The sequence below is a fragment of the Haloactinopolyspora sp. genome (assembly GCF_027324685.1).
GTDB lineage: Bacteria > Actinomycetota > Actinomycetes > Jiangellales > Jiangellaceae > Haloactinopolyspora.
On the sequence record NZ_DAHVSH010000079.1, the window covers coordinates 1 to 23,327 of the forward strand.

Annotated in this window: 19 protein-coding genes; 11 read left to right on the forward strand and 8 right to left on the reverse strand. The window is 70.0% G+C overall.

Translation table 11 applies throughout. The annotated features are described in order from the left end of the window. From alr to tsaD, 7 genes are all read left to right on the forward strand, one after another. Positions 1–788: alanine racemase (alr, locus tag M6444_RS08715; RefSeq protein WP_298325669.1), on the forward strand; the 788-nt coding region annotated here is incomplete at its 5' end. Beyond that, entirely contained in the window at positions 785–1,927 is a 1,143-nt protein-coding gene (locus M6444_RS08720) for an alpha/beta hydrolase (protein ID WP_298325671.1), read from the forward strand. The genes alr and M6444_RS08720, both read left to right, overlap by 4 nt. After that, entirely contained in the window at positions 1,924–2,412 is a 489-nt protein-coding gene (gene tsaE / locus M6444_RS08725; protein WP_298325673.1) for a tRNA (adenosine(37)-N6)-threonylcarbamoyltransferase complex ATPase subunit type 1 TsaE, read from the forward strand. Before M6444_RS08720 ends, tsaE begins: the two co-directional genes overlap by 4 nt. Next, entirely contained in the window at positions 2,409–3,113 is a 705-nt protein-coding gene (locus tag M6444_RS08730) for a pentapeptide repeat-containing protein (protein ID WP_298325676.1), read from the forward strand. The genes tsaE and M6444_RS08730 overlap by 4 nt, the downstream gene beginning before the upstream one ends. An 81-nt stretch (positions 3,114–3,194) precedes the next feature. Further along, complete coding sequence (tsaB, locus tag M6444_RS08735; RefSeq protein ID WP_298325679.1) at positions 3,195–3,848, forward strand: tRNA (adenosine(37)-N6)-threonylcarbamoyltransferase complex dimerization subunit type 1 TsaB; 654 nt, start codon at positions 3,195–3,197, stop codon at positions 3,846–3,848. Between the two features lie 22 nt (positions 3,849–3,870). After that, on the forward strand, positions 3,871–4,347 hold the full coding sequence (gene rimI / locus M6444_RS08740; protein WP_298325682.1) for a ribosomal protein S18-alanine N-acetyltransferase: 477 nt from the start codon (positions 3,871–3,873) through the stop codon (positions 4,345–4,347). Next, a complete protein-coding gene (gene tsaD / locus M6444_RS08745; RefSeq protein WP_363326288.1) occupies positions 4,347–5,417 on the forward strand; it encodes a tRNA (adenosine(37)-N6)-threonylcarbamoyltransferase complex transferase subunit TsaD in 1,071 nt (356 codons plus the stop codon). The genes rimI and tsaD overlap by 1 nt, the downstream gene beginning before the upstream one ends. Here tsaD and M6444_RS08750 read toward each other — a convergent pair. Then, on the reverse strand, positions 5,405–6,058 hold the full coding sequence (locus tag M6444_RS08750; RefSeq protein WP_298325688.1) for an HAD family phosphatase: 654 nt from the start codon (positions 6,056–6,058) through the stop codon (positions 5,405–5,407). The genes tsaD and M6444_RS08750 overlap by 13 nt on opposite strands. A 381-nt stretch (positions 6,059–6,439) precedes the next feature. Between M6444_RS08750 and M6444_RS08755 the strand changes: the two genes are divergently transcribed. The 3 genes from M6444_RS08755 (at position 6,440) to M6444_RS08765 (ending at position 9,979) form a co-directional block, all read left to right on the forward strand. Continuing rightward, positions 6,440–6,724 (forward strand): hypothetical protein, encoded by a 285-nt coding sequence (locus M6444_RS08755; protein WP_298325691.1) that lies wholly within the window; start codon positions 6,440–6,442, stop codon positions 6,722–6,724. 9 nt (positions 6,725–6,733) lie between these two features. Continuing rightward, positions 6,734–6,946 (forward strand): hypothetical protein, encoded by a 213-nt coding sequence (locus M6444_RS08760; protein ID WP_298325694.1) that lies wholly within the window; start codon positions 6,734–6,736, stop codon positions 6,944–6,946. Positions 6,947–7,060: 114 nt separating this feature from the next. Beyond that, the gene (locus M6444_RS08765) at positions 7,061–9,979 is read left to right on the forward strand and encodes an AAA family ATPase (RefSeq protein ID WP_298325696.1); all 2,919 of its coding nucleotides are present in this window, start codon (positions 7,061–7,063) and stop codon (positions 9,977–9,979) included. Positions 9,980–10,325: 346 nt separating this feature from the next. On the opposite strand, the gene M6444_RS08770 is transcribed toward M6444_RS08765, so the two are convergent. The 7 genes from M6444_RS08770 to M6444_RS08800 all read right to left on the reverse strand — a co-directional run bounded on the left by M6444_RS08770 (position 10,326) and on the right by M6444_RS08800 (position 22,149). Beyond that, positions 10,326–11,498 carry an amidohydrolase gene (locus M6444_RS08770; RefSeq protein WP_298325698.1) on the reverse strand — a complete coding sequence of 391 codons (1,173 nt, stop codon included), beginning with the start codon at positions 11,496–11,498 and terminating at the stop codon, positions 10,326–10,328. After that, entirely contained in the window at positions 11,495–12,631 is a 1,137-nt protein-coding gene (locus M6444_RS08775; RefSeq protein ID WP_298325699.1) for a glutamate--cysteine ligase, read from the reverse strand. The genes M6444_RS08770 and M6444_RS08775 overlap by 4 nt, the downstream gene beginning before the upstream one ends. Before the next feature lie 341 nt (positions 12,632–12,972). Continuing rightward, the gene (locus tag M6444_RS08780) at positions 12,973–13,731 is read right to left on the reverse strand and encodes a DUF72 domain-containing protein (protein ID WP_363326289.1); all 759 of its coding nucleotides are present in this window, start codon (positions 13,729–13,731) and stop codon (positions 12,973–12,975) included. Between the two features lie 83 nt (positions 13,732–13,814). After that, positions 13,815–14,285, reverse strand: coding sequence for an NUDIX domain-containing protein (locus M6444_RS08785; protein ID WP_298325705.1), 471 nt, complete (start codon positions 14,283–14,285; stop codon positions 13,815–13,817). Between the two features lie 139 nt (positions 14,286–14,424). Further along, positions 14,425–15,639 (reverse strand): class I SAM-dependent methyltransferase, encoded by a 1,215-nt coding sequence (locus tag M6444_RS08790; RefSeq protein WP_298325707.1) that lies wholly within the window; start codon positions 15,637–15,639, stop codon positions 14,425–14,427. An 81-nt stretch (positions 15,640–15,720) separates the two neighbouring features. Continuing rightward, the gene (locus M6444_RS08795; protein ID WP_298325710.1) at positions 15,721–21,885 is read right to left on the reverse strand and encodes a carboxypeptidase regulatory-like domain-containing protein; all 6,165 of its coding nucleotides are present in this window, start codon (positions 21,883–21,885) and stop codon (positions 15,721–15,723) included. 81 nt (positions 21,886–21,966) lie between these two features. Then, positions 21,967–22,149 carry a hypothetical protein gene (locus M6444_RS08800; RefSeq protein ID WP_298325713.1) on the reverse strand — a complete coding sequence of 61 codons (183 nt, stop codon included), beginning with the start codon at positions 22,147–22,149 and terminating at the stop codon, positions 21,967–21,969. Between the two features lie 194 nt (positions 22,150–22,343). Between M6444_RS08800 and M6444_RS08805 the strand changes: the two genes are divergently transcribed. Next, positions 22,344–23,327 (forward strand): prolyl oligopeptidase family serine peptidase (locus M6444_RS08805; protein WP_298325715.1); only part of this gene is annotated, 984 nt, incomplete at its 3' end.

Genomic DNA, 23,327 nt, shown 5'->3' on the forward strand with positions numbered 1-23,327 from the left:
ATCTGAAGGTCGACTCCGGCCTCGGGCGCTCTGGTGCACCTCGCCAGGCGTGGGCCGGCCTCGTCGACGAAGCGCTGAAGGCGCAAGCCGAAGGGGTGCTCGAGGTGGTGGGCCTGTGGTCGCACCTGGCCTTCGCCGACGAGCCCGGCCACCCGGAGAACGCCGCTCAGCTCGAAGCGTTCAATGCCGCAGTCGCCTTCGCCGAATCGCGAGGGGCTCGGCCCGAGGTGCGTCATCTGGCCAACTCCGCCGCCACGCTGGCGCTGCCGGACACCCATTTCGATCTGGTCCGGCCCGGGCTGGCCGTGTACGGGCTGTCCCCGATCCCTGACCAGGTCGCCTCCGCCGACGTGGGGCTGCGCCCGGCGATGTCGGTGCGCGCCAGGTTGACCCTGGTGAAACGGGTTCCTGCTGGGCACGGCGTGTCGTACAGCCACTTGTACACCACCGACCGCGAGACCACGCTCGGGCTCGTCCCGCTCGGGTACGCCGACGGCGTGCCCCGGCACGCCTCCAGTGGTGCCGGCGCAGGGCCGGGGGCGCCGGTGCTGGTCAACGGTGTCACTCGGCGGGTGGCCGGGCGAGTGTGCATGGACCAGTTCGTCCTCGACCTGCGTGACGACGCAGTCCAGGCTGGAGACGAGGTCGTGCTGTTCGGCGGTGGCGAGGGCGAGCCGACGGCGCAGCAATGGGCCGAGGCCTGCCAGACGATCTCGTACGAGATCGTCAGCCGGTTCGCGCCGCGGCTCCCGCGGACCTATGTCGGTGCTGGTGTGGAACGTCCATGAGCAAGCTGGTGGCGGCCGGGCGTACGGCCGGTTTGATCAGCGCCTGGCTCGGCGTGGCCTCTGCGGGCGCAGCCGTCGGGTTCGCTGCTGAGCGGTACGTGATGGGCCGTTCGTTCAAGCGCGACGACCCGTACGCCGATGAGCCGCTCGGCTCACTGCGTGGCCGAACCCGCACGGTGACCACCGACGACGGCGTCGCACTTCACGTCGACGTGGACGACGCGCCGGCCTCGGCCACCACACCGACGATCGTGTTCACCAATGGCTTCGCCCTCACCGGCGATTCTTGGCACTTTCAACGCCGCGACCTGCGCGGCACGGCGCGACTGGTCTTCTGGGACCAGCGCGGCCACGGTGACTCCGATCCACTGCCCGACGGGCGAGAACTGACGTTCGACCGGCTCGGCGCCGACCTCGGGCACGTCATCGACGCGGTGGCCCCGACCGGCCCGGTGGTTCTGGCGGGGCACTCGATGGGCGCCATGACGATCACGGCGCTCGCGGCGATGCGCCCGGAGCTGTTCGGCCGGCGCGTCGTCGGCGTGTTCCTCGTCGCGAACAGCGCCGACAAGCTCAAGGTCTCCGGCTTCGGCCTGCCGGGCTTCGTCGGCCGGCTGGCCGGGCGGGCTGCACCGGGCGCCGTCACCCTGCTGGCTCGCCGTCCTGACCTCGTCGAGCTCGGCCGGCGGATGGGCAGTGACCTCAGCTACGTCCTGACCCGCCGCTACGGGTTCGCCGACGGCGGGTCGCCGCGGCTGGTCGAGTTCACCAAGTACATGAACACAGCGATTCCCATCGACGTGGTGGCGGCGTACTTCCCGCTGTTCGGCGAGCTGGACGCGTCGGGTGCGCTGCCGGTGCTGGCGCGGGTGCCGGTGTCCGTCGTGGCCGGTGAACACGACCTCGTCATCCCGGTCGAGCACACCCGCGCGTTCGTCGAGCAGTTGCCCGACGTCGCCTACGTCGAGGCCACCGATGCCGGGCACATGGTGCTGCTCGAGCGCCACGAGCTCGTCACCGAGGCGCTGACCGACTTGCTGCGCCGAGTGCGCCGGAAGGACCGGCGCGAGCAGCGCACGAAGACCCGAGTCGCGTCGATGCGGCAGCCGCGCACACCGAGGGGCCGGAACCAGAAGTGATCGAACTCGACGTCACCGACGCTGACGAGATGACGGCGCTGGGCCGGCGCCTGGCAACCGGGCTGAGCGCGGGCGACCTGGTCCTGCTCGGCGGTGATCTCGGCGCCGGGAAGACCACACTGGCCCAAGGCGTGGGCGCCGGCCTGGGCGTGCGCGGGCCGATCACGTCGCCGACGTTCGTCATCGCCCGCGTGCACCCGTCGCTCGTCGGTGGCCCGCCGCTGGTGCACGTCGACGCGTATCGCCTCGGCGGTTGGGACGAGCTCGAGGACCTCGATCTCGAGGCGACGCTCGACGAAGCCGTCACGCTGGTCGAATGGGGCGAAGGTGTGGCCGAGGGGCTGGCCGGCGACCGTCTCGAGATCCACATCGACCGCGCTCGCGGTGGGGGCGACGACGCCGACCTGAGGCATGTGCGGATCCGCGCGGTGGGCTCACGATGGGACGAACGTGAGCTCCGCCAGGTGACGGGGCAGGTCGCATGACCGACGACTCCGCAGCTGCCGGTGCGACCGTCGACACCGACTTCACCGGTCAGGACCTCAGCGAGGTGTTCGCCACGTCCGACGGCGCTGCCCGAGTGTTCCGGCGGTGCGACTTCACCGACGCCGGCCTGTCTCGTACGGATCTGCGCGGTGCGACGTTCGAGGCATGCACATTCGACGGCGCCACCCTGACGCGGGCGGAGCTGGACGGCTCGGTGTGGAAGGGAGGTTCGGCGGCGAAGGCGAACTTCTCCGGGGCTGACGTGTCCGATGCGGTGTTCGACGGCGTCGATCTGGCCAACACGACGTGGCGCGGCGCGATGATCGCCGACGCCAGCTTCACCGGGTGCCGCCTGGTCGGTGCGCGTTTCGACGAGGCTCGTGGCCTCGGGCCGAAGTTCCGCCGCTGCAATCTGATGCTCGCCTCGCTGGCCGGCATCAGCTTGCGTGGCCAGGAACTCGACGGCTTGCGCATGGACGACGCGGTGCTGGCCGGTGCCGATCTGCGCGACACGGTGTGGCGTGATTCGCGGCTGCGTGGCGCCTTGCTGCGCGCCGCGGACCTGCACGGTGCGGATGTGCGCGGAGCGGATCTCGGTGACGTCCTGCTCGAAGAGGCACACCTGTTCGCCGGGGCCGTCATCTCCGCTGAGCAAGCGGCGGCGATTCTGGGTCAGCTCGGCATCGTCGTCGACGGCTAGCGAGTATGACGCCGGGAGCATGATCGCCGACGGCGCGCGGTTCGGACGGTGGCGGGTTCGCGGTTGACATAAGGTGTGCACGTGCTGCTCCTCGCCCTCGACACGTCCACACCGGCTGTCACGGTCGCACTCCACGACGGTGACAGGGTGGTCGCCGAGTCCACGACGATCGCGCCCCGACAGCACACCGAACGGCTGATGCCGCAGGTCACCGATGCTCTTGCCGCCGTCGGCGCCGATCGGACGGCGATCACCGAGATCGCCGTGGGTGTGGGCCCGGGTCCGTTCACCGGCTTGCGGGTCGGTATCGCCGCAGGACGCACCCTGGGCGCCGCGCTCGATCTGCCGGTGCGTGGGGTGTGCAGCCTCGACGTCATCGCGTACGCCGTCGTGTCCGGCCCCGCCGCGCCCGGGCCGTTCCTGGTCGCCACCGACGCCCGGCGGCGTGAGGTCTACTGGGCCGCCTACGACGAATCCGGCCGCCGTACGGCCGGACCGGCCGTCGACCGTGCCGCGGCGGTCCGCGCTCAGCGCGGTGCGCTGCCCGCAGCCGGTGCCGGCGCGGGGCTGTATGCCGACGAGTTCGGCACGGTGCTGGCACCGGAGCATCCCTCGGCTGCGGCCCTGGCTCGGGCCGTCGTGGACGAAGCCGTGGAGATCAGCGCGCCGGATCCGCTGTACCTGCGCCGCCCCGACGCGACACCCCCGGCCGGTCGCAAGAGCGTGTTGGCCTGACGTGTCATCTGCGATCAGGCCGATGCGCTGGTGGGACGTCGACATCGTCGCCCCGCTGGCGCAGCGGCTGTTCGCCGCCGAGGCTCCGTGGAGCGCTGAGTCGTTCTGGGCGGAGTTGGCCGGGGTTCCCGACACCCGCTGGTACGTCGTCGCGGAGGTCGACGGGCACGTGGTCGGTTACGCGGGCCTGACCTCGCCGTCGATGGCCGGGGAGCCGGCCGACCTGCAGACGATCGGCGTCGAACCGGGCCACCAACGGCAAGGCATCGGGACTCGACTGATGCGAGCGGTGATCGCCGAGGCTCGCCGTCGCGACGCCGGTGACCTCATGCTGGAGGTCCGCGCCGACAACGACGCCGCCCGCGCGTTCTACGCCCGGCACGGTTTCGAGCGCCTGGCGATCCGGCGCAATTACTACCGCGGCAACCGCGACGCCATCGTCATGCGTCGCCGGCTGCCTCGACGCCCCGGCGACGAACCGGCGGGACGGCAGCGATAATCGACGTCGTGACACCACCACTGATCCTGGGCATCGAGACCTCGTGCGACGAGACGGGGGTCGGCCTGGTTCGTGGCACCACCTTGCTCGCCAACGCCGTCGCGAGCTCGGTCGACGAACACGTCCGTTTCGGCGGAGTCGTCCCCGAGGTCGCGAGCCGGGCCCACCTGGAAGCCATCGTTCCCACGATGCACCGGGCCCTGGATGAAGCCGGCTGCCGGCTCGCCGACGTCGACGCGGTCGCGGTCACGGCAGGCCCGGGCCTGGCCGGAGCGCTCATGGTCGGTGTCTCCGCGGCCAAGGCACTGGCGGTGGCTCTGGACCGGCCGCTGTACGGCGTCAACCACCTCGTGGGCCACGTGGCAGCCGAGCAACTGGAGAACGGGCCGCTCACCGAACCGGTCGTCGCGCTGCTGGTCTCCGGTGGACACACCGAGATCCTGCAGGTCGACGACATCGCCACCGCGGCCGAACTGCTCGGCCAGACCATCGACGACGCCGCCGGCGAGGCGTTCGACAAGGTCGCGAGGTTGATCGGGCTGAAGTATCCGGGCGGGCCGCACATCCAGCGCGCCGCGGCCGAAGGCGACCCCGCGGCGATCCGGTTCCCCCGCGGGCTCACCGCACCCCGCGACATGACCCGGCATCGGTACGACTTCTCGTTCTCCGGGCTCAAGACCGCCGTGGCCCGATGGGTGGAAACAGCCGAAGCGGCCGGGAAGCCCGTACCCGTCGCCGACGTCGCCGCCGGCTTCCAGGAAGCCGTGGCCGACGTCTTGACGAAGAAGGCGGTGCTGGCCTGCCAGGAGCGCGGCGTGTCGACCATGGTGCTGGCCGGTGGCGTCGCGGCGAACGCCCGGCTGCGCGAGCTGACCGAGCAGCGCTGCGCCGCGGCCGGCATCACGTTGCGCCAGCCGCGCTTCTCGCTGTGCACGGACAACGGCGCCATGATCGCCGCCCTGGGCGCCGCCGTCGTGGAACGCGGCTTGCCGCCGAGCCCGCTGGACTTCGCCACCGACTCGTCGCTGCCGGTGACCGAGGTGCTCGTCGGCGCTGGTCAGTTCAGCTGAAGCCGGTCGAGCGCCGCCGGGAGTTCGGCGATGTCGTCGATCACCACCGCGGCGCGGGCCACCGCGTCGTCGGCGGGCGGGAAATGCGGGTTCGGGATGGCCACCACGGTCATCTCCGCAGCCAGCGCGGCGAGCAGACCGTTGGTGGAGTCCTCGACGGCCACGCACTCCGCGGCCGGCACACCCAGCTGCCGTGCGGCTTCGAGGTACACGTCGGGCGCGGGTTTGCCGGCTGCCACCTGCTCACTGGACACGGCGACGGTCACGTCGTCGGTCAGCCCGGCGAACTCGAGGAACGCCCGGATCAACGTCGGCGGTGAGGAACTGGCGATGGCGACCGGCGAGCGGGCGATGACCGCGCGAACGGTGTCGACGGCTCCGGGCAGGACCGGGGGCCCCTCGGCGTACCGGCGCGTCATCTCGCCGATCGTGAGCTGAGCTGCCTGCTCGACACTGAGGTCCACCCCCAGCTCGTCGACGAGGTAGGTGGCCCATTCCGGCGTGCTCATGCCCTGCATGGCGCGGGTCGCTTCGTCGGTCCACGAGCCGCCGTAGTCGGCGACGACCCAGCGGCGAACCTCGTCCCACATCTGCTCGGAGTCCACGAGCACACCGTCGAGATCGAACACGACTGCCTTCATGCTCAGCGACGCTACCCAGGTTGCCGGCTGCACGCGATCGTGCCGCGCGCGGCGCGTGACCACAGTTGTTCGACGACGCGGCCCGGAGGGCAAAAATGACGACCATTGGTGATGGTGGCAGACAGGCCGCCTGCCACAGACTGCCTGGATGGAACACGTCGGTCGTCCCCGAGTTCGGACGCTCGCCGAGGCGAGCCATTCGCCGGTCAGTGCGAGCATCCAGACCGCCATCGTCGGCGCCGCAGCGGTCGACGAGAGCGATGTCGGACTCCGAGCCGGGACGGGCCGAGTGCACCAGGCCGTGCATGACAGCACCGATCCCGTCCGGCCCCGGGGGTCGTCCCCGGCGCGGCTGACGGCCAGAACCCGCCGGACACCGCCGTGTCCGGTGAGACCCGAAAGGTCCGGACCCATGACCACGCCGAAGTGGCCTGGGCCGGCGAGATTTCCGAGGAGGTCGATGTCTACCGTGACGGTGACATACTCGCGACGACACAGGACGACGGCTCGCACCGTGACCAGTTCGCCCGCACGGCCCGCCCGGCGGCGCACGTCGACCCGGTCTGCGCGGCCGGCGGCACCGTGTGCTCCGATGAGTTACGGCTGGGGTTCGGCGCGTCGGATCATCCGGATCGACAATTACCTGTCCTGGTGACGAACGGCTGACGGCGCGCGGTGACAACGAACGAAGCCGGCGCGGCCGGCCACGACGATGAGAACGATCCGGCCGAGTCCACGGCCGGGACCGGGCACGAACCGGCCGGCGACGGCGGCAGCGATCCGCCGTCGCCGGCCGGCCCGGGTCAGCGCCTACCGACTGAACCCGCGGACGAGGCAGCGTACGACGATGACGAGGCCGATCCCGACGACGGGTGGGTCGACGTCTGACGCCATTCTGGACGGCGCCCTGGGTTCTGCCTCCGGCCCGCTTGCCCGGCGTACGCACGGCACACGGCCTAGACTCCTGCCGGTGCCTTCTCAAAGCGTTGGCGGGTGGTCGGGGTGCGGCACAGGGGCCATGAGGGGACGAATGCGCCGACGGCGGCGAGTCCGGACGGGAAGCGGGTCGTCTCGCCCACGCTCGTGGGGCGCGCCGAGGAGTTGGAGCGGCTGACGGCCGCGGCATCGTGTCCGCCGGCGGTCGTCGTGGTCGACGGCGAGGCGGGCATCGGGAAGACGCGTCTGGTCTCGGAGCTGGTCACCAGGGCCGAGGTCGGCAACCGGATGGTCTTGACGGGGCGCTGCCACCGCATTCGGGAGTCGTTTCCGCTCGGGCCGGTGGTCGACGCCCTCGGGGGGATCGCCGATGTGCTTCCGGCTGATCTCTCGCCGGTGACCGGCGCGTTGCGCCCATTGCTGCCCGAGCTGGCCGAGCGGCTGCCTGCGGCGCCGGCTCCGCTGGACGACCGCGGCGGGGAGCGCCACCGGGTCTTCCGTGGGCTCGTCGCGCTGCTGGGCGCGCTCGGGCCGACCGTCCTCGTGCTCGAGGACATGCATTGGGCCGACGAGCAGACCGTCGATTTCGTGCGGTACCTGCTGGCCGAACCGCCAGCCGAGCTGGCCTTGGTGATGACCTTTCGCGGCGAGGAGGTCAGGCCCGAGGTCCGTGCTCTGACGGCTGCGTTGCCGCCTGGAACGACCCGCGCCGACGTCGTCCTGCACGCCTTGGACGACAAACAAACCGGCGCCCTCGCGGCTGCGATCATGGGCTTGGACCGGGTCTCCGACGAGTTCGCGGCCTACCTGTGCGAGCGGACGTCCGGCCTGCCGTTTGCGATCGAAGAGCTGCTGGCGTTGTTGCGCGCGCGAGGCACTCTGGTGCGGCGGCGCGGCGGCTGGGCCCGGCGGGCCCTCGATGAGCTCGACGTGCCGAGCGGCATCCGTGATTCGATCCTCGAACGGGTCAGCCGGCTGTCCGGCGAGGCACGCGAGATGGTCGAAGCCGCGGCTGTCCTGCAAGTCCCGGTCAGCGCAGCCGTGCTGACCGAGACCGCGGGACGAGCCGAACTGCCGGCGGCGCGGGCCCTGGAGGAAGCGTTGGAGTCCGGTGTGCTCGCCGAACACGAGACCGGGCTCGGATTCCGGCATCTGCTCGCTGCACAGGCGGTGTACGAGGACATGGCCCGGCCGCGGCGCCGGGAGCTGCACGCGCGCGTGGCCACCGCCCTGCAGACACGTTCGCCGGTCCCGCTCGGCCAGGTTGCGCATCACCTGCGTTTCGCCGACCGGTGGGACGAGTGGGGTGTGGCCGCCGAGCTGGCCGCCGATCACGCCATCGCGCTCGGCAACGACGCCGAGGCGGTCCGGCTGCTCGAAGCCGTCTTGCGCGATGCGCCCTTGGAGCCGGCGCGAGCTGGCGCGATCGCGGTCAAGCTCGTTCCGGCGGCGATCGAATCGCTGCGGGCGCGCGATGTGGCTGATCTGGTCGCCACCGTCCTCGAGCGGGATCTGCCTCGCGACATCCGCGGCGAGCTGCGGTTCCAGCTGGCGCTGCTGTTGCACGAGATCGGCGACGACATAGCCCGGGCGCGCGACCTGCTCACCGAAGCCATCGCCGACCTCGAGGCGAATCCCGGCCTCAAGGCGTGGGCGATGGTCGTCCTGGTGATCCCGGTGGCGCCGGAGATCACCTCGGCCGAGCGCAAACTCTGGCTCGGGCGGGCCCTGGCGGTCATCCCCGACATCGACGATCTGCCGTTCCGGGCGTTCCTGCTCGGCAAGATCGCGATGGTCCTGGCGCCCATCGGCGACCCGGCCTGGCGCGAGCTGCTGCAGCGCATCGACGACCAGACCGGCGGTGTGCCGCGGCACCGGCAGGAGGCCAACGCGTTCTGGTCGATCGGCACCGAGGTCTGCTACGCCGGTCATCACGACGTCGCCGACCGGCTTCTCGATGCCGGTCTGCTGGCGGTGGCCGACAACGACAGCGCCCGGCTGGAGTTCAGCCTCCGGTGCGCGCGAGTCCTGCTCGACTACTGCTGCGGGCAGTGGGAGGGGCTGAGCGAGGACATCGACGCCGTCACCGACGAGTTCGCCGGCCACCCCCGCTCGAGCATCGACGTCGACGTGGTGACCGCTTCGCTCGCCCTCGCCCGCGGCGAGCTCGACGAGGCACGGGAGCAGCTGTCGAGCGTCGTCGACGTGGTCGAGCAGCTCGGTGGTTACGACCTGCTGCCGCTGCCCGCGGCCGCGTCCATCCGGTTGTCGCTGGCCCAGCGGGACGTCGACGACGCCTTGGCCGTAGCCGAGCGGCTGTTCGCCGCGGTCGAGTCCACCGGTGTGTGGCCACCGGCCGCCCGGGCCGTCCCGGCGATGACCGAAGCGCTGGTGACCGCCGGCCGGATCGACCGGGCGCGCGCCCTGGTCGACCGGTTCACCGCCGAGTTGCGCGACATCGACGCGCCCCTGGGCCCGGCAGTGCTCCCGCATGCCGAAGGCCTGCTCGACGCCGCGAACGGCCGGTATCGCAGCGCGGTCGAACGGCTCACCACAGCCGCGCGGCGCTACACCGAACTGCGGTGCCCATACGAATCGGCCCAGGCCGTCGAACGAGCAGCCGATGCCGCGGCCGCAGCCGGCGACGACCCGGGCGAGCTGGTGCGAACCGCGCTGTCGGGGTACCGCAACCTGGGCGCGTCGTGGGATGCCGCGCGCGCGGCCGACACAGCGCGCCGGCTCGGTGTCACCGTTCCGGCGCACCGCCGTGGCGGCCGGCAGAGTTACGGCGACCAGCTCTCACCCCGCGAGCGTGAGGTGGCCGAACTCGCCGCCGCCGGGCGCACGAACAAGGAGATCGCCGCAGAGCTCTACCTGTCGGTCAACACCGTGGCCCGGCACATCACCGCGGCCATGCGCAAACTCGGCGTGACCTCGCGAGTCGCGATCGTCCACCACCTCTCCGACGACGACCCGTCGAAATGATCATGTTCACTTGGTATTTCCCTGCCGGACCACCTGTGCACGCCTCGTGATGCCGCAGCAGGCCTCGTGGTGTCACGCCACCGGCACGTCACCACCCACTCCGCGAGCCGCCGACAGCAAAATTGACGATGATTCGTCATAGCCACCGCGCCGCGGGTGCTCCAGGCTGACCACATGGACGATCCCCGTGGTTCCGCCCGGATGCGTGCCACGCTCCTCCTCCGCCCCGCGCAGACGCACCGCCGGGCAACGGCGGTCCTGCTCTCGGTGATGTCGCTGGTCGCATCAGCCCCCGGGGCGGCCGCGGGGATCGTCCGACACACGTCCCCCCCTTCGACGGGGGACGTCAGCGTCCGGCGGCGAGGGCAGCCAGGGCCGTGCCGACCATGGCGTGCACCCCGTAGGCGATGGCTTGCTCGTCGATGTCGAAGTTGCCTTGATGCAGGTCGCGCATGGTGCCGAGGGCGCTGCCGTGCACGCCCAGCCGGCCCATCGCCAGTGGGACCCGTTCGCCGTACCAGGCGAAGTCTTCGCCACCCATGCTCGTCTCGGTGTCGGTGAGCGCCTTCTCGCCCAGCTGGGCGGCGATACCGGTGCGCATCAGCCGCACCGACGTGGGGTTGTTCACCACTGGCGGCACGCCGCGCTCGTAGTGCACCTCGACGCCGACCCCGCTCAACGCGGCGACGTCGGCCACCACACCGCGCACGTACTTCTCGGCATCGGCCCAGGCAGCGTGGTCGAGCACGCGGACCGTGCCGCGGAGCACACCCTCGGACGGAATGACATTGGGTGGCGAGCCTGCTTGGATCGCGCCCCAGACCAGCGAGAAGCCGGACCGGATGTCGATCTGGCGGGCGAGGAGGGCCGGCACGTCCGTCGCGATGCGCGACAGAGTGTCGACGAGGTCGATGGTCAGCTGGGGACGCGCGGTGTGCCCACCTGGACCGGTGATGTGGACCTCGACCAGATCGCACGCCGCGGTGATGGGCCCCGTGCGCAGACCGATCTGGCCGACCGGCAGCCGTGGATCGCAGTGCAACGCGAAGGCTCGTTCGACGCCGTCCAGCTCACCGGCCGCGATGACCTCGCGCGCGCCGCCCATGATCTCTTCGGCCGGCTGGAAGATCACCCGGACCCGGCCCGGCAGTTGCGGCACGTCGGCCAGCGCGAGCGCGGCACCCAAGGCGACCGTGGTGTGAACGTCGTGGCCGCAGGCGTGACATACGCCGTCGACGGTGGAGCGGTAGGGGACGTCCTTCAGGTCCGGCAACGGTAGGGCGTCGATGTCGGCGCGCAGCGCCACGGTGCGGCTGCCGGAGCCGATGTCGACGGCCAGCCCGGTGCCGCGCGGAAGCCGGCGCGGTTGCAGCCCTGCAGCTGTCAGGCGCCGCATGAGCAGGTCGGTGGTCTGGTGCTCGGCGAAGCCCAGCTCGGGGTGGGTGTGCAACTGCCGCCGCACCGCGGCCAATTCTTCGCCATGGATGTTCAGCCAGCTCGAGAGCCAGGTGTCGGTCACGCCGTCAACCCCGTTGCCATCTCCTCCAAGAGGCTGTCGACGACCTTGGTCAAATCACCGCCGCTCGCCTCTGCAATTGCGCGTTGTCGTTGATAACTCGCCCCGATCGCGAGAACGCGGTCGATACCGGCGAGATCATCAGCGCACGACAGTCTACGGGCAATCGGCATGAGTTCGTCGGCCAAATCCAACAAAGCTTGGCGGACGGGCACGACGGTACCGCGTTCGTCGACGATGATCTCGGCCTCGAGCCCGTATCGGGCGGCGCGCCATTTGTTCTCGCGCACGACCCAGTTCTTCGGTGACGGCAGCGTGTAGCCGCGGTCGAGCTCGCGGTCGAGGCGTTCGACCAGGCACTGCGACAGTGCGGCGATGACGGCGACCTCGTCCAGCGTGGGCAGGCCATCGCAGATGCGCAGTTCGACGGTGCCGAAGTCGGGGTGGGGGCGGATGTCCCACCACACCTCGCGCACCGACTCGATGGTCTGCGTGGAGATCAGGGTGTCCATGTAGGTCTCGAACTGGTCCCAGCCCGACAGCTGATAGGGCAGCCCGGCCGTGGGCAGCGTCTCGAAGACTTTGCTTCGCGCGGAGGCCAGTCCGGTGTCGTGCCCGACCCAGAACGGCGACGACGCCGACAGGGCGAGCAGATGCGGGACGTACGACGTCAAAGCGTTGACGATGGGGATCGCCTTGTCCGGTGAGCGCACGCCCACGTGGACGTGGACCCCGAAGATCTGCAGCCGGCGGGCCAGCCACTGTAGGTGCGCCACGAGTTGTTCGTAGCGCGGTTTCGGGCTGATGTCCTGACTGGCCCAGTTACTGATCGGGTGCGTGCCCGCGCACATGAGCCCGAGGCCGCGCCGTCCAGCGGCTGCCGAGACTGTCTGGATCGTCTCGGCGAGGTCGGCTCGGGCTTCGCCGACGGTCGAGCAGACGCCGGTGATGACTTCGATGGTGGATTGCAGCAACTCGTGCTTGGCCTTGGGGTGCTCGTCGGCGCCGTCGGGACGGATGTCCTCGAGGATCTCCACCGCACCCGAGGTGAGCTCCCGGTTCACGGGATCGACGAGCTGAAGTTCCCATTCCACGCCGATACTGCTTCGGTCCGACGGTGAAAACGGGATCTGCATTCTTGGAGTGTGACATGTATGGCGGTACTTCCGAAATGCCCTGTCTCAACTATGTGAATGCGTATTGTCTGAGAAAATTGACAAAAGACATCGCTAAGCCAGCGGCATGAGTCAACTGGACTGACTCGCGCCGCAGCAGAACCGTCGTCGATGACGGTGGTGAGCGGGCTGGCTCAAGATCCAAGTCTGGCAGCCATCGGCTGAGCTGGCAAGACATCGATTTCTACCGGTGCCTGGAACGTCGTTTGCGGATTCGGCGAGAAACGCATGGACGGGCGAAGAGGTTGCCCCCGGTCAGCTCGTGCCGGTCCCGGCTGGCGATGAGTGCGGAATGGATTTCACTACACGTCCGGCGTGCGGGTGACGCTCCGGCCGGTCGCCTGCATGATCGCGGCGAAGCGGACCGCGTCCCGGACGGCCGCACCGCCGGGGTCGTTGTTGAAATACACGTACACATCGCTGTCGTCGTCCCACGTCGACGCCAGCCGCTCGGCCCACGTCCGTAGCGCCTGCCGGCCGTACCGCGGCCACGGGTTGGCCGCACCTTGATGCAACCGCAGATATCCCCAGCTCGCCGTCCGCCACAACGGTGCACGCGGGCGCCCCCGCACGTCCGACCAGCACAACGCCGCGCCATGCGCGGTCAGCACGGCCCGGACGTCCTCGGTCCACCAGGACTCGTGCCGGGGCTCGACCACGACCCGCACGTCCGCCGGGAAGCACGCCAGGCACGCGGCCAGCAGGTCCGGCTCGGCACGCATCGTCGGCGGCAATTGCAGGAGGACGGGGCCCAACCGGTCACCGAGGCCCGCCGCGGCGTCGAGGAGCCTGCGAACCGGCTCGTCGGCGGCGCGAAGCCGCCTGATGTGCGTCAGGAACCGGCTGGCTTTGACGGCCATCACGAAGTCGGCGGGGGTGCGGTCTCGCCACGCGGCGAACGTGTCCCGGGTGGGCAGGCGATAGAACGCGCTGTTGTTCTCCACCGTCGCGAAGGATTCGGCGTAACGTTCGAGCCACAGCCGCTGCGGCACCGTGTCCGGGTACAGGACGTTGCGCCATTCGGCGTACTGCCACCCGGATGTCCCGACATGGACCGGCATAGCACCGGGCATAGCACACAATGTGCCTGGACACGGCGGTTGGCGACGGCGATATCGCCATGTTCACCGCGCGCCGACGATCGTCAGGACGCCGCGATCCGCTGTTCGAGGAGATCCAGCGCCTGCCGTTGCCCACGGACGATCTTCTCGCGGGCGGTCGCCAGATCGAACCATGCGACCCGGTCGATCTCGGGGAACTCTTGCCTGCGTCCCGAGCCGGGCGGCCAGATCATCTCGAACGTCCCCGGGACGACGCTCGCCGGATCGAGGTCGGCTTCCAGCGCCCACACGTCGACCTTCTTGCCGCCGGACTGCCGCACCGTGCCGAGCTCGATCAGCTCGCCGTCCGGAACCGGTAGGCCGAGTTCCTCGGTGAACTCACGGCGGGCAGCGGCGCGCGGCGGTTCGTCCGCGTCGATCTCCCCTTTGGGGATCGACCACGCGCCGGCGTCCTTGCGGGCCCAGAACGGGCCGCCCATGTGCCCCAGGAGTACCTCCACCTCGGGCCCGGTCCGGCGGAACACCAGGATCCCCGCGCTGTGCTTGCCTACCATGACGCCCAGTGTGCCGTGGCCAGGCCAGCCAGCGCTGAATACGTGATCAGCAGTGCTAGCTGAAGGGTGAACACACCCAGGACCACGGCCTGCTGACGGCCGAACGACCAGTGTCGTGCCAGCGCCTGTTCCTGCGCCATCATCGCGCCGGACCGGCCTTCGCCGGCTCGAGGGGCTGGGCGACCAGCACGACCGCTCGGCCGGCCGCTCGCGTGACGACGAAGATGGCTGCAGCCTCGCCGCGAGGCTTGACGGTGGCTCGCAGTCTTTCGGGTACCACCCCGACGCCGCGCTTCTTGACCGTCAACGCGCCGATGCGGTGCTCGCGGACGTAGCGGCGTAGCGCCTTGTCGTCGTAAGGCAGTACGTCGACGATCTCGTAGCCGTGCGCGAAGTCGGTGTGCACGAGCTGGTCGGAGGCGACGTAGGCGATAGAGGAGTCGAGCAGCCAGCCGCCGACCATCGCAGCTACGGCCGTCACCAGCCCGGCGCGGATGACAGCGCCGTCGGGTTCGTAGAGGTACCTGCCCGGTGCCCGGACCGCCGCTGTTCCCGGATCGTCGGCGTCGGTGAGCGTGGCCCCGGTTGGCAGCAGCGTCGCCCGTCGGTGGCATGCCGACGCGACGAAGGCGCCGGACCACAACGCGGCCTCTTTGACCTCGCCGCGGTCGGAGACCCATTCCGCCTCCACCCCGGACGGCACGCGCGCGTGCGGTATCCCCGGCGCGACCTTGACGCAGGCGGTGTCGGCCAGCAGGGCCTCGACGAAGGACCACGGCGGGCGATACGCGTGCGGATCGAACGTGCGCCCGCGGGCGTTGCGCCGGGCCGGGTCACAGGTCACCGCCGCGAACGGCGAGAGGTCGCGCGCCGTGGCGTCGGCCTCCAGCACGCGGGCGTGCGCACCGAGGCCGAGCGCGTGCACGTTCGCAGCGCAGACCGCGGCGGTGACGGTGTCGGCCTCGATCCCGGTGACCTCCAGACCCGCCCGCGTCAACTCGATGAGGTCGCCACCGATGCCGCAGCACAGATCCGCCACGTGAGCCGCTGAGCCCAGTGTGGTGGCGATGCGCTCGGCGCGGTGCGCGGCCACCGGCGCACGCGTGGCCTGCTCGTAGCCGTCCACGGTGAAGTACATCCGGGCGGCGTCGGCCGGGGCGAACTTCTGTACCGCTCGATTCCGGAGTCGTGCCTGGGTGAGTGCGGCCGCAACGAGCTCCGGCGGGTGCTCTCGCCGCAGCTGCGTGCCCAGGGCGAACTCGTCCACGTTCCCGTACCCGGCAACCGCCGCCGCCAGCGTGTCGGCGCCGACTCCGGTGGGCGCGCGTAGCGCCTCGAAGGTGGCGATGTCCATGTGCCTCGAGTCTGTCACCTGCTCGGCGTCGGGGACGTCCGTGGCCGGCCGGAGGGTGTCCGGCCGGCCACGGGGGACCCGTCAGGGTCGTGGATCCTCCTTGATCGTCAGCGAGCTGAGGATCGGGCTGCCCGCGCTGCGGACGAACTCGACCGTCAGGTCGCCGCCGGCATGCTCGACGGTGGCCGTGTGCGTGTCGGCGGTGAGCCGGCCGGTCTCGGCGACCACATCGTGCTCGTAGAGCACATTCTCGCCATCGACGAGTACGTCGAACGTGCGCTCGCCGGGCTTGACGTTGGCGATCTCGGCGAAGCCGAGCCCGATGCGGTACGTGCCCGCGGGCGCATCATCGAAGACGTACGAGAACGTCCGGCCGGTTCGCTGGGTGCGGAACAACTCGTCGTCCTCGGTTCCGGCGATGTCGTCGCGGGCGGAGTGTGCGTTGCCGTTGACGTAGCCCCACGCCGGTCCAGCCTGCTCGGCGTCGTAGGCCTGGTCCGCGGACCACACGAAGCCGTCGTGGCCGACGAGTCCTGCTCCGCCGGCGTTCACGCCCAACCAGTAGGCCGACGTTCCGAGGCGCGCAGGTACCGTCTGCTCCGGTGCTCGGCCCGCGTTCGACGACACCTGCACGGCGCCGGCGACGTACCCGGGTTCCAGCCCCGTCGTGTCGGCCGTGGCGGTGATCGTGGTCGACTCACCGACCGCGAGCTCGACCCCGCCGACGGCATCGCCGTCGAGCTCGAGCCACTCCAGGTCGGTGGGCTCGCCCTGGGCGCCGCTCTCGTGTTCGGCGACCGTGACGTCGATCGGGGCAGAGCCGGTGTTGGTGACGACCACCTCGGCCGTGGCCGTTTGGCCGGGGCCGAGCAGCCAGTCCAGGTCGTCGCTGGCGACCTCCGCGACGCCCGAGCGCAGCTGCGTGTCGAACGTCTCCTGCTGCCCCGCCTCGGCGAAGGTCACCGTCTCCGTCGCCGCGACGTAACCGGGGCTCGACACCTCGACGGTGTGCTCGCCGAGCAGCATCTGGGCCTTCCAACGCCCCTGCTCGGTGGTCCTGACGGTGCGGGTGTCGCCGTCGGCCGTGGTCAACGTGACGACCGCATCAGCGACCGGCTCGCCGTCGTTCGCATCGGTGACCGTGCCCTCCAACGTGCCCGAGGCCGGGAGCGTGAACTCCAGACCCGTACCGGCGCTCAGCACGGGCTCGTTGTAGGAGTACGTCATCGCTGCTCCGGTCAGACTCTCGATGCCGACCGTCGCCGAATCGCCCTTGGTCAACGACGTCTCGCCGACGCCGTCGCCGTAGCCGATCTGGATACGTCCGTCCTCGACGAGCGTGACCGAGAAGCTCACCCGTTCACCGGGCGCTTCGTAGAACCTGAGGTTCCGGTATTCGATGACCTGTGCGTCCAGGCCGTCCACCGTCGCCGCGCCGATGTAGATGCCGGCAGCGTCGTCCACGTCGAGGTAGTCCCAGAACGGATAGATCGCGTCGGCACCTCTGGTCGGGAGTTGGGTGTTGTCTGCGTTCGTCCGGCTCCGGTCGAAGGTCAACATGCCGGTGGGCGACACGCACACCCCATCCCACGTGGTGTCGTAGAACGGGAAGTCGAACTCGAACCACAGCACCCCGCAGCCGAAGGAGCCCGTCCAGTTCGTCTTCGTCGTGCCCTCGCGGTACAGACCGGTCGTGACGTCCATCGTGTACGAACGGCCTGCGGGGACCACGGTGACCTCCTCCGGGTCCGCCGGAGGTTCTTCCGGTGCCGGTGCCTCGGCGGTCCGCGGGTCCTGCGTCACCCGCAGCGACGCGATGCTCGGGGGCCGCATGCCCCGCGAACCTCTGAGCTCCACCGTCAACGGCCCGCCGGCATGCTCGACCACGACGGTGCGCACATCCGCGGTGGCCGGGCCCGCAGTTGCCGCCGCGTCGTAGGCGTAATGCGTCAGCTCACCGTCGACCAGCACGTCGAAGACGCGCTTGCCCTCCCGGGCGCGCTCGACCTCGGCGAAGCCCATATCGACGACGTACGTGCCTTCCGGGGCGTCGTCGAACCGGTACGTCAGGTTGTCGCGCCAGGCGGTGCGCTGGGCCTGGAACAGTGGATCGTCGGTGGTGCCGTCCACGGCATCGCCGGTGGACGCCGTCCGGGCCCGGCCCTCGTAGCCCCAGGATCCTTCGGTGTAGGCCTGGTCCTCGGACCATCCGAACCCGGTGCCGTCGGTGAATGCTGCACCGCCGGCGTTCACGCCCACCTGGTACTCCGACCTCGTGATGGTGACCGGCACGTACTCCTTGGACTGTCGACCGGCGTCGGAGGTCACGATGATGTTCGCGGCGAGAACGTCGGCGTCGGTGTCCTTCGTGGAGACGGCGACGTCGACGGTGAGCGATTCGCCCGGGTCGAGGGTGCCGCCGTCGGTGGACAGCGACAGCCAGGGCAGGTCGGTCGTCAGGTCGTCTTCGACGTCGACCAGGAGCACCTCGTCCGCGATCTGGTCGACGGCCCACAGCGCTCCGGTGACGTCGGTGGCCAGCCCGCCGCCTTGCCCGGGCTTGGAGTCGGGGAACCACCACGCGTTGACCATCGAGCAGTCGTCCGGGTCGACCTGGATCAGCCGGCTGCGTGAATCGGCCCGGTCGGAGTACCAGATGGTGTCCGAGCCGGCGTTGTACGCCAGGCCCATCACCGCGCGCAGCGGGGGCGTGCAGTGGGACAACAGTTCGCCCGGATTGTCGTGGGAGGTGCCGGCGACCGTGCCGATCCGGCCGTTGAACCGGCCGCCGACGTAGAACACGTCACGCTCGGGGTTGTACGCCAGGCCGGTCAGTTGGATGGTGGACCACTCGCCCTTGACCTCGTACGTCTTCTCTCCGGTCTCGCGGTCGAAGCAGTGGATGTAGCTGGCCGGGCTGTCCTCCATCTGGCACATGTCGCCTGTGTGCGTGTCCAGCGCCAGGTCGAACGCCTTGAAGTCGGGGTTCCACGCCGCCGCGAACTGCTTGCCGGTTCGCTCGCCGGTCACCGTGAACGCAGTGTTGGTCTCCGCGTGGTAGTCGTGCACCCAGACGTGGCCGTCGTAGCCGAGACCGGTCGGCTCGTCCTCGGCGTCGGGTGTCGGCTCGAAGCGGGCGAGTACATCGCCGCCGGCGTGTGTGCCGAAGTCGGCCTCGTCCTTCCCGCCCGTGGGCTGGTCGCCATCGTCGGCGTCCGACGGCGTGTGCCGCTGCGGTGCGTCGGCCTCCCATCGGGTGAGGTCGATACTGGTCTCCGCGCCGTTGGCGGTGCGCCTCACCACCTCAGGGGTGTCGATGTCGGGGTGGCGGCCCGCCTCGGCGAGATCGAAAGTGACCGGCGCGGAACCGGTGTTGGTGAGGGTCAGCCACCCCATACCACCCTGCTCGGCGCCGAGGACGGCGTCCAGGCCGTCGGTCGACACCCCAGCGATCCCCGTCGTGAGCCGGGCTTCGAATTCGGCCGACGCGTAGAGCTCGTCCAGCGAGAACTCATGAGTCGTGGTCTCGTAGTCGTCGGCCATGACGGTCACCGTGTAGGCGCCGGTCGGCAGCTGTCGCTGGGCCACACCGGTCGCGTCGACCGTGAAGCTCTCGACCACGCCGCTGTCGTCCGCGATCGACACCTGGGCCCCCTCCACGGGCAGCCCGTCGTTCTCGTCGACCACAGTGACGTCGAAGAAGCCGTAGTCGGGCATGTCGTAGGTGACCTCGAGCCCCTCGTAGAGCACGGGTGCCTGGTGAGAGAAGCGGATACCGGGCAGACCGTCGGGGGCCTGGAGGCCGGTGATGGCCGTCGAACCGGCACTGACCGGCTCGTCCCCGCCGACGCCGGCACCATAGCCGACGATCACGGTGCCCGACGACGTGAACGTGACCGAGAAGTTGATCTTCGCCCGGCTGCCGTTGTCGGGTGCTGTGATGATGACGTCGCGGTATTCGATGACGAACGCATCTTCACCGTCCACCGTCGTCGCTGCCGTGTAGATGCCGCCTTCGTCGAGGTCCAACGCCCGGCCGGTGTAGAAGGGGAAGACCGCGCGTTCTTCTCCGCCCGGAGTCGCCGTGTTCTCGGGGGTGATCAGGCCCCGCCGGCCCACACGCAGCGATTCGAACGTGCCGTCGTAGAACCCGATGGGGAACGGCAGCTTCACGTCCGCCCAGACACTGTGGCTGGCCGCGAAGGTGACCTCGTCGGTGCCACGGCGGTGTTCACCCTCGGTGACCGCACAGCTGTACCCGCCGCCGTCCACGAAGAGCTCGACCGACACGGCCAGGGTCTCTTCACCGTCGACGGTGAGAGCGACGTCGACCGGCGAGAAGCATGCGTTCGGTTGCACGGCGACCGTGTAGTCGCCGACCGGCACATCGTTGATGGTGAACGTGCCGTCCTCGCCGGTGCGGACGCTGGGCAGGGGCGTGTCTTCGACGGTGACGTCGGCGTCGGCGACCGGGTCACCGTCGGCCGAGTGGACCGTGCCGGTCACGTCGTGACGCTCGGCCGGGGTGAGGGCGGCGTCGAACACCGTGCTTTCGTCGATCGTGATCGTGGTTTCGGCGGTCGAGGGGACGTAGCCGAATTTCGACGTGGTGACCTGGTAGTCGCCGGCGAGCAGTGTCATCGAGAAGGCGCCGTCGGCGTCCGTCGTCGCGGTGCGCGAGTGTTCGCCCTCGGCCGAGACGGTCGCCCCGGCGAGCGGTTCGCCGTCGGCGGTGGTGACCGTGCCGGTCAGGGCGCCCGCACCGCCGGCCTCGATCCCGGCGTTCACCAGCGCCAGGGCATCGAGCTTGCCCTCGCCCCAGGTGGGGTTGTCGTCGGCGGTGCCGCCGCAGGTGGTGTCGTCGACGTCGCGCGCGGTGTCGTCGAGCAGGGTGCGGGTGCTGGCGATGTCACCCACCAGAGCCGGCACGGCCGACCACAGCAACGCGACGGCGCCGGTGACGTGCGGTGCCGCCATCGACGTGCCCGAGATCGTGTGGTAGTCACCGTCGTGCCAGGCCGAGCGGACCTGATGACCCGGCGCGGCGATGTTCGGCTTGATCTCGCCGTCCTGGCCCGGGCCCCGGCTCGAGCTCGCCCAGATCTCACCGTCGGGTTGATACGCGCCGACCGAGTAGGTGAGAGTCCTCGACCCGGGCGCGCCCGACGTCTGACATTGCGAGCCGTTGTTGCCGTTGGACCACACCGAGAAAATGCCTGCGGCATGCCAGGCCTCGATGATGTCCTCCATGAACGGCTCGTTGCTCGGGGCGTCCGACCCCCACGAGTTGTTGATGATGTTCGGGCGCCGGGCTGGGTCGGGGTCGCTACCGTCGGTGCGGGTCGGCGCGAGCATCCACTGCGCGGCGGTGATCAGATCCGCTCCGGAACACATGTCGCAGCCGTTGGTGGCGATCCACTCCGCGCCCGGAGCGACACCGATCTTGTTGTTCCCGCCGTCGTCGCCCAGAACCGTGCCAACGGTGTGCGTACCGTGCCCGCGGCGGTCGCACGGCTCGGCGTCGTCCGGGCAGACGTCCTCGACGTCGAAGAAGTTGTAGTCGTTCTCGACCTTGCCGGTCGCCGGGTCGTACCCGCGATAGGCGTCCAGCAAAGCGGCGTGATCGCCGTCGACACCGGTGTCGAGGCCGGCGACGGTGATGCCTGCGCCGGTGATCCCGGTCGCCCAGACGTCGTCGGCGTTGATGTCGCGCACGCCCCACTCGGCGCTCGCCTCATCCGTCGGCGACACCTCGAGGGCCTTCGGATCGTCGAGTTCGAAGTCGTCGGCCTCGCTGATCTCCTCGACCGTGGAATGCACGGCGAGATCAGTGGCCAGATCGGCCGATCCGTTCCGGACGAGGATGGCGTTGGTCACCCAGAACGCGTCGTAGTCGACGCCACGCTCGTCGAGCTCGGCGACGACGTCGGCCTGAGCTTGCGTGGCCGAGGCGCGCAAGGCGTCGTAGACGGCTTGGCCCCGCTCGGCCCAGTCGGCGATCTGCGCGGCCTCGGACAGGTCCGGCTCGTCGTCGAACCGGATCCAGAAGTCGGCCTCGTCGGAGCGCAACGACTGTTGCAGTCGAGGCTCGATCTTCTCAGCGGCAGCAGGTGGATCGGTACTCGGCTCCTGCTCGGTCCAGGTGGCCGCATCCGGCCCGGCGGGTTCGGCCGACGACGGCGGCGGTGCGCCGACGCTCAGGCCGACCACCACGGCCAGCGACATCAACACGGCGATCAGTCTCATCGGGGTCCTTTCGAAACTCCGTCGACATGGATGCCAGACACGCCCGACCGATGCCGCTCAGGCTGGCGCCACAGGGTGCCGTCACAGGGGTTGATACGGATCGCGGCGATCGGGGGCGGGGCCGGCGTCGGTGTCGGGGCCTTCGTTCGGCTCGTTCGGGACGGCGTCGGGCATGTTCGGGCTGCCGGTGCCGGCCGGACTCTCCGGACCGGCCGGGCTGTCCGCGTCGGCGTTGTCGGCGGGCAGGCCGGGTCGCTCATACATGGGCAGCCCCTGTGGCGAGATACATGCCAAACATGCTGCAGGGATGGCCGAACGGTCGCTATCCGGTGAATACGTCATTAATCACGCGACACCTGCCGTAGCGGCCGTCCGGGACAGGGTGCGGTGTCGTCAGCCGGTCGTTTATCAGGGTGATCCCGGATGTGCGGTGTTCTGGACTTCCGGATACTGGCTCGGTGATCAAACGCGTCCTGGCCGGCCTGGCCTTGGCTGCCACGCTGCTCGTCGTCATCAGCGCGACCGCCGGCGCAGACCCGGGGGCGGGTGAGGTGACCGCCGACGATGTCGCCATTGCGGCACCGGGCGGGACGACTCTGGCCGGCACGGTGGTATCCCCGGTGGACGCGGTCGGTGCCATGCCGGCGATGGTGCTCGTGCACGGTTCCGGGGAAGGCCGGCGCGAACGTCTGCGTCCGTTGGCCGAGGAACTGGCCGGGCGTGGTGTCGTCACGCTGATCTACGACAAGCGCACGGACGGTTACGGACCACGGACCCGTAATTACTCGGTTCTGGCCGACGATGCTCTGGCCGCGCACGCCGTCCTGGCCGAGTGGAACGGCGTCGATCCGGAGCGGGTCGGCCTGTGGGGAGTCAGCGAGGGCGGATGGGTGGTTCCGCTGGCGGCGTCCCGGTCAGATGCCGTCGACTTCGTGATCACCGTGGCCGCGAACACCATCACGCCGGCGCAGCAGGAGCAGTGGAACCTGGGCTCCAAGCTGGACCACCACGGCGTCACGGGCTCGCTGCAGCGGGCCTACGGACTGACGTTGACCAGGCAAGTGATGGGCAACGGGTTGTTCGCCGAGGCGGAGTACGACCCGCTGCCGGCCTTGCGTGCGCTGCGGCAACCGCTGTTGGCGTTGTGGGGCGAGTACGACCGCCTGACGCCGCCTGCGGAGAGCCTCACCACGTTCCGCTCGGTGCTCGACGACGTCGGGCATCCCTCGCACGTGCTACGGGTGATAGCCGGGGCGGATCACGCCTTGCACGAGACCAGCGACGGCTACACCAACACCGGCAGCTGGGCGCCGGGCTACCTCGATGTCATGACCTCGTGGATCGAGGACCTGGCCGATGGCAATCCGCCGCCGAGTGCCGCCGACGACCCGCCTCCCCAGGATCGGGCCACCATGCCGGTCGAACCACTCGCCTGGTGGGAA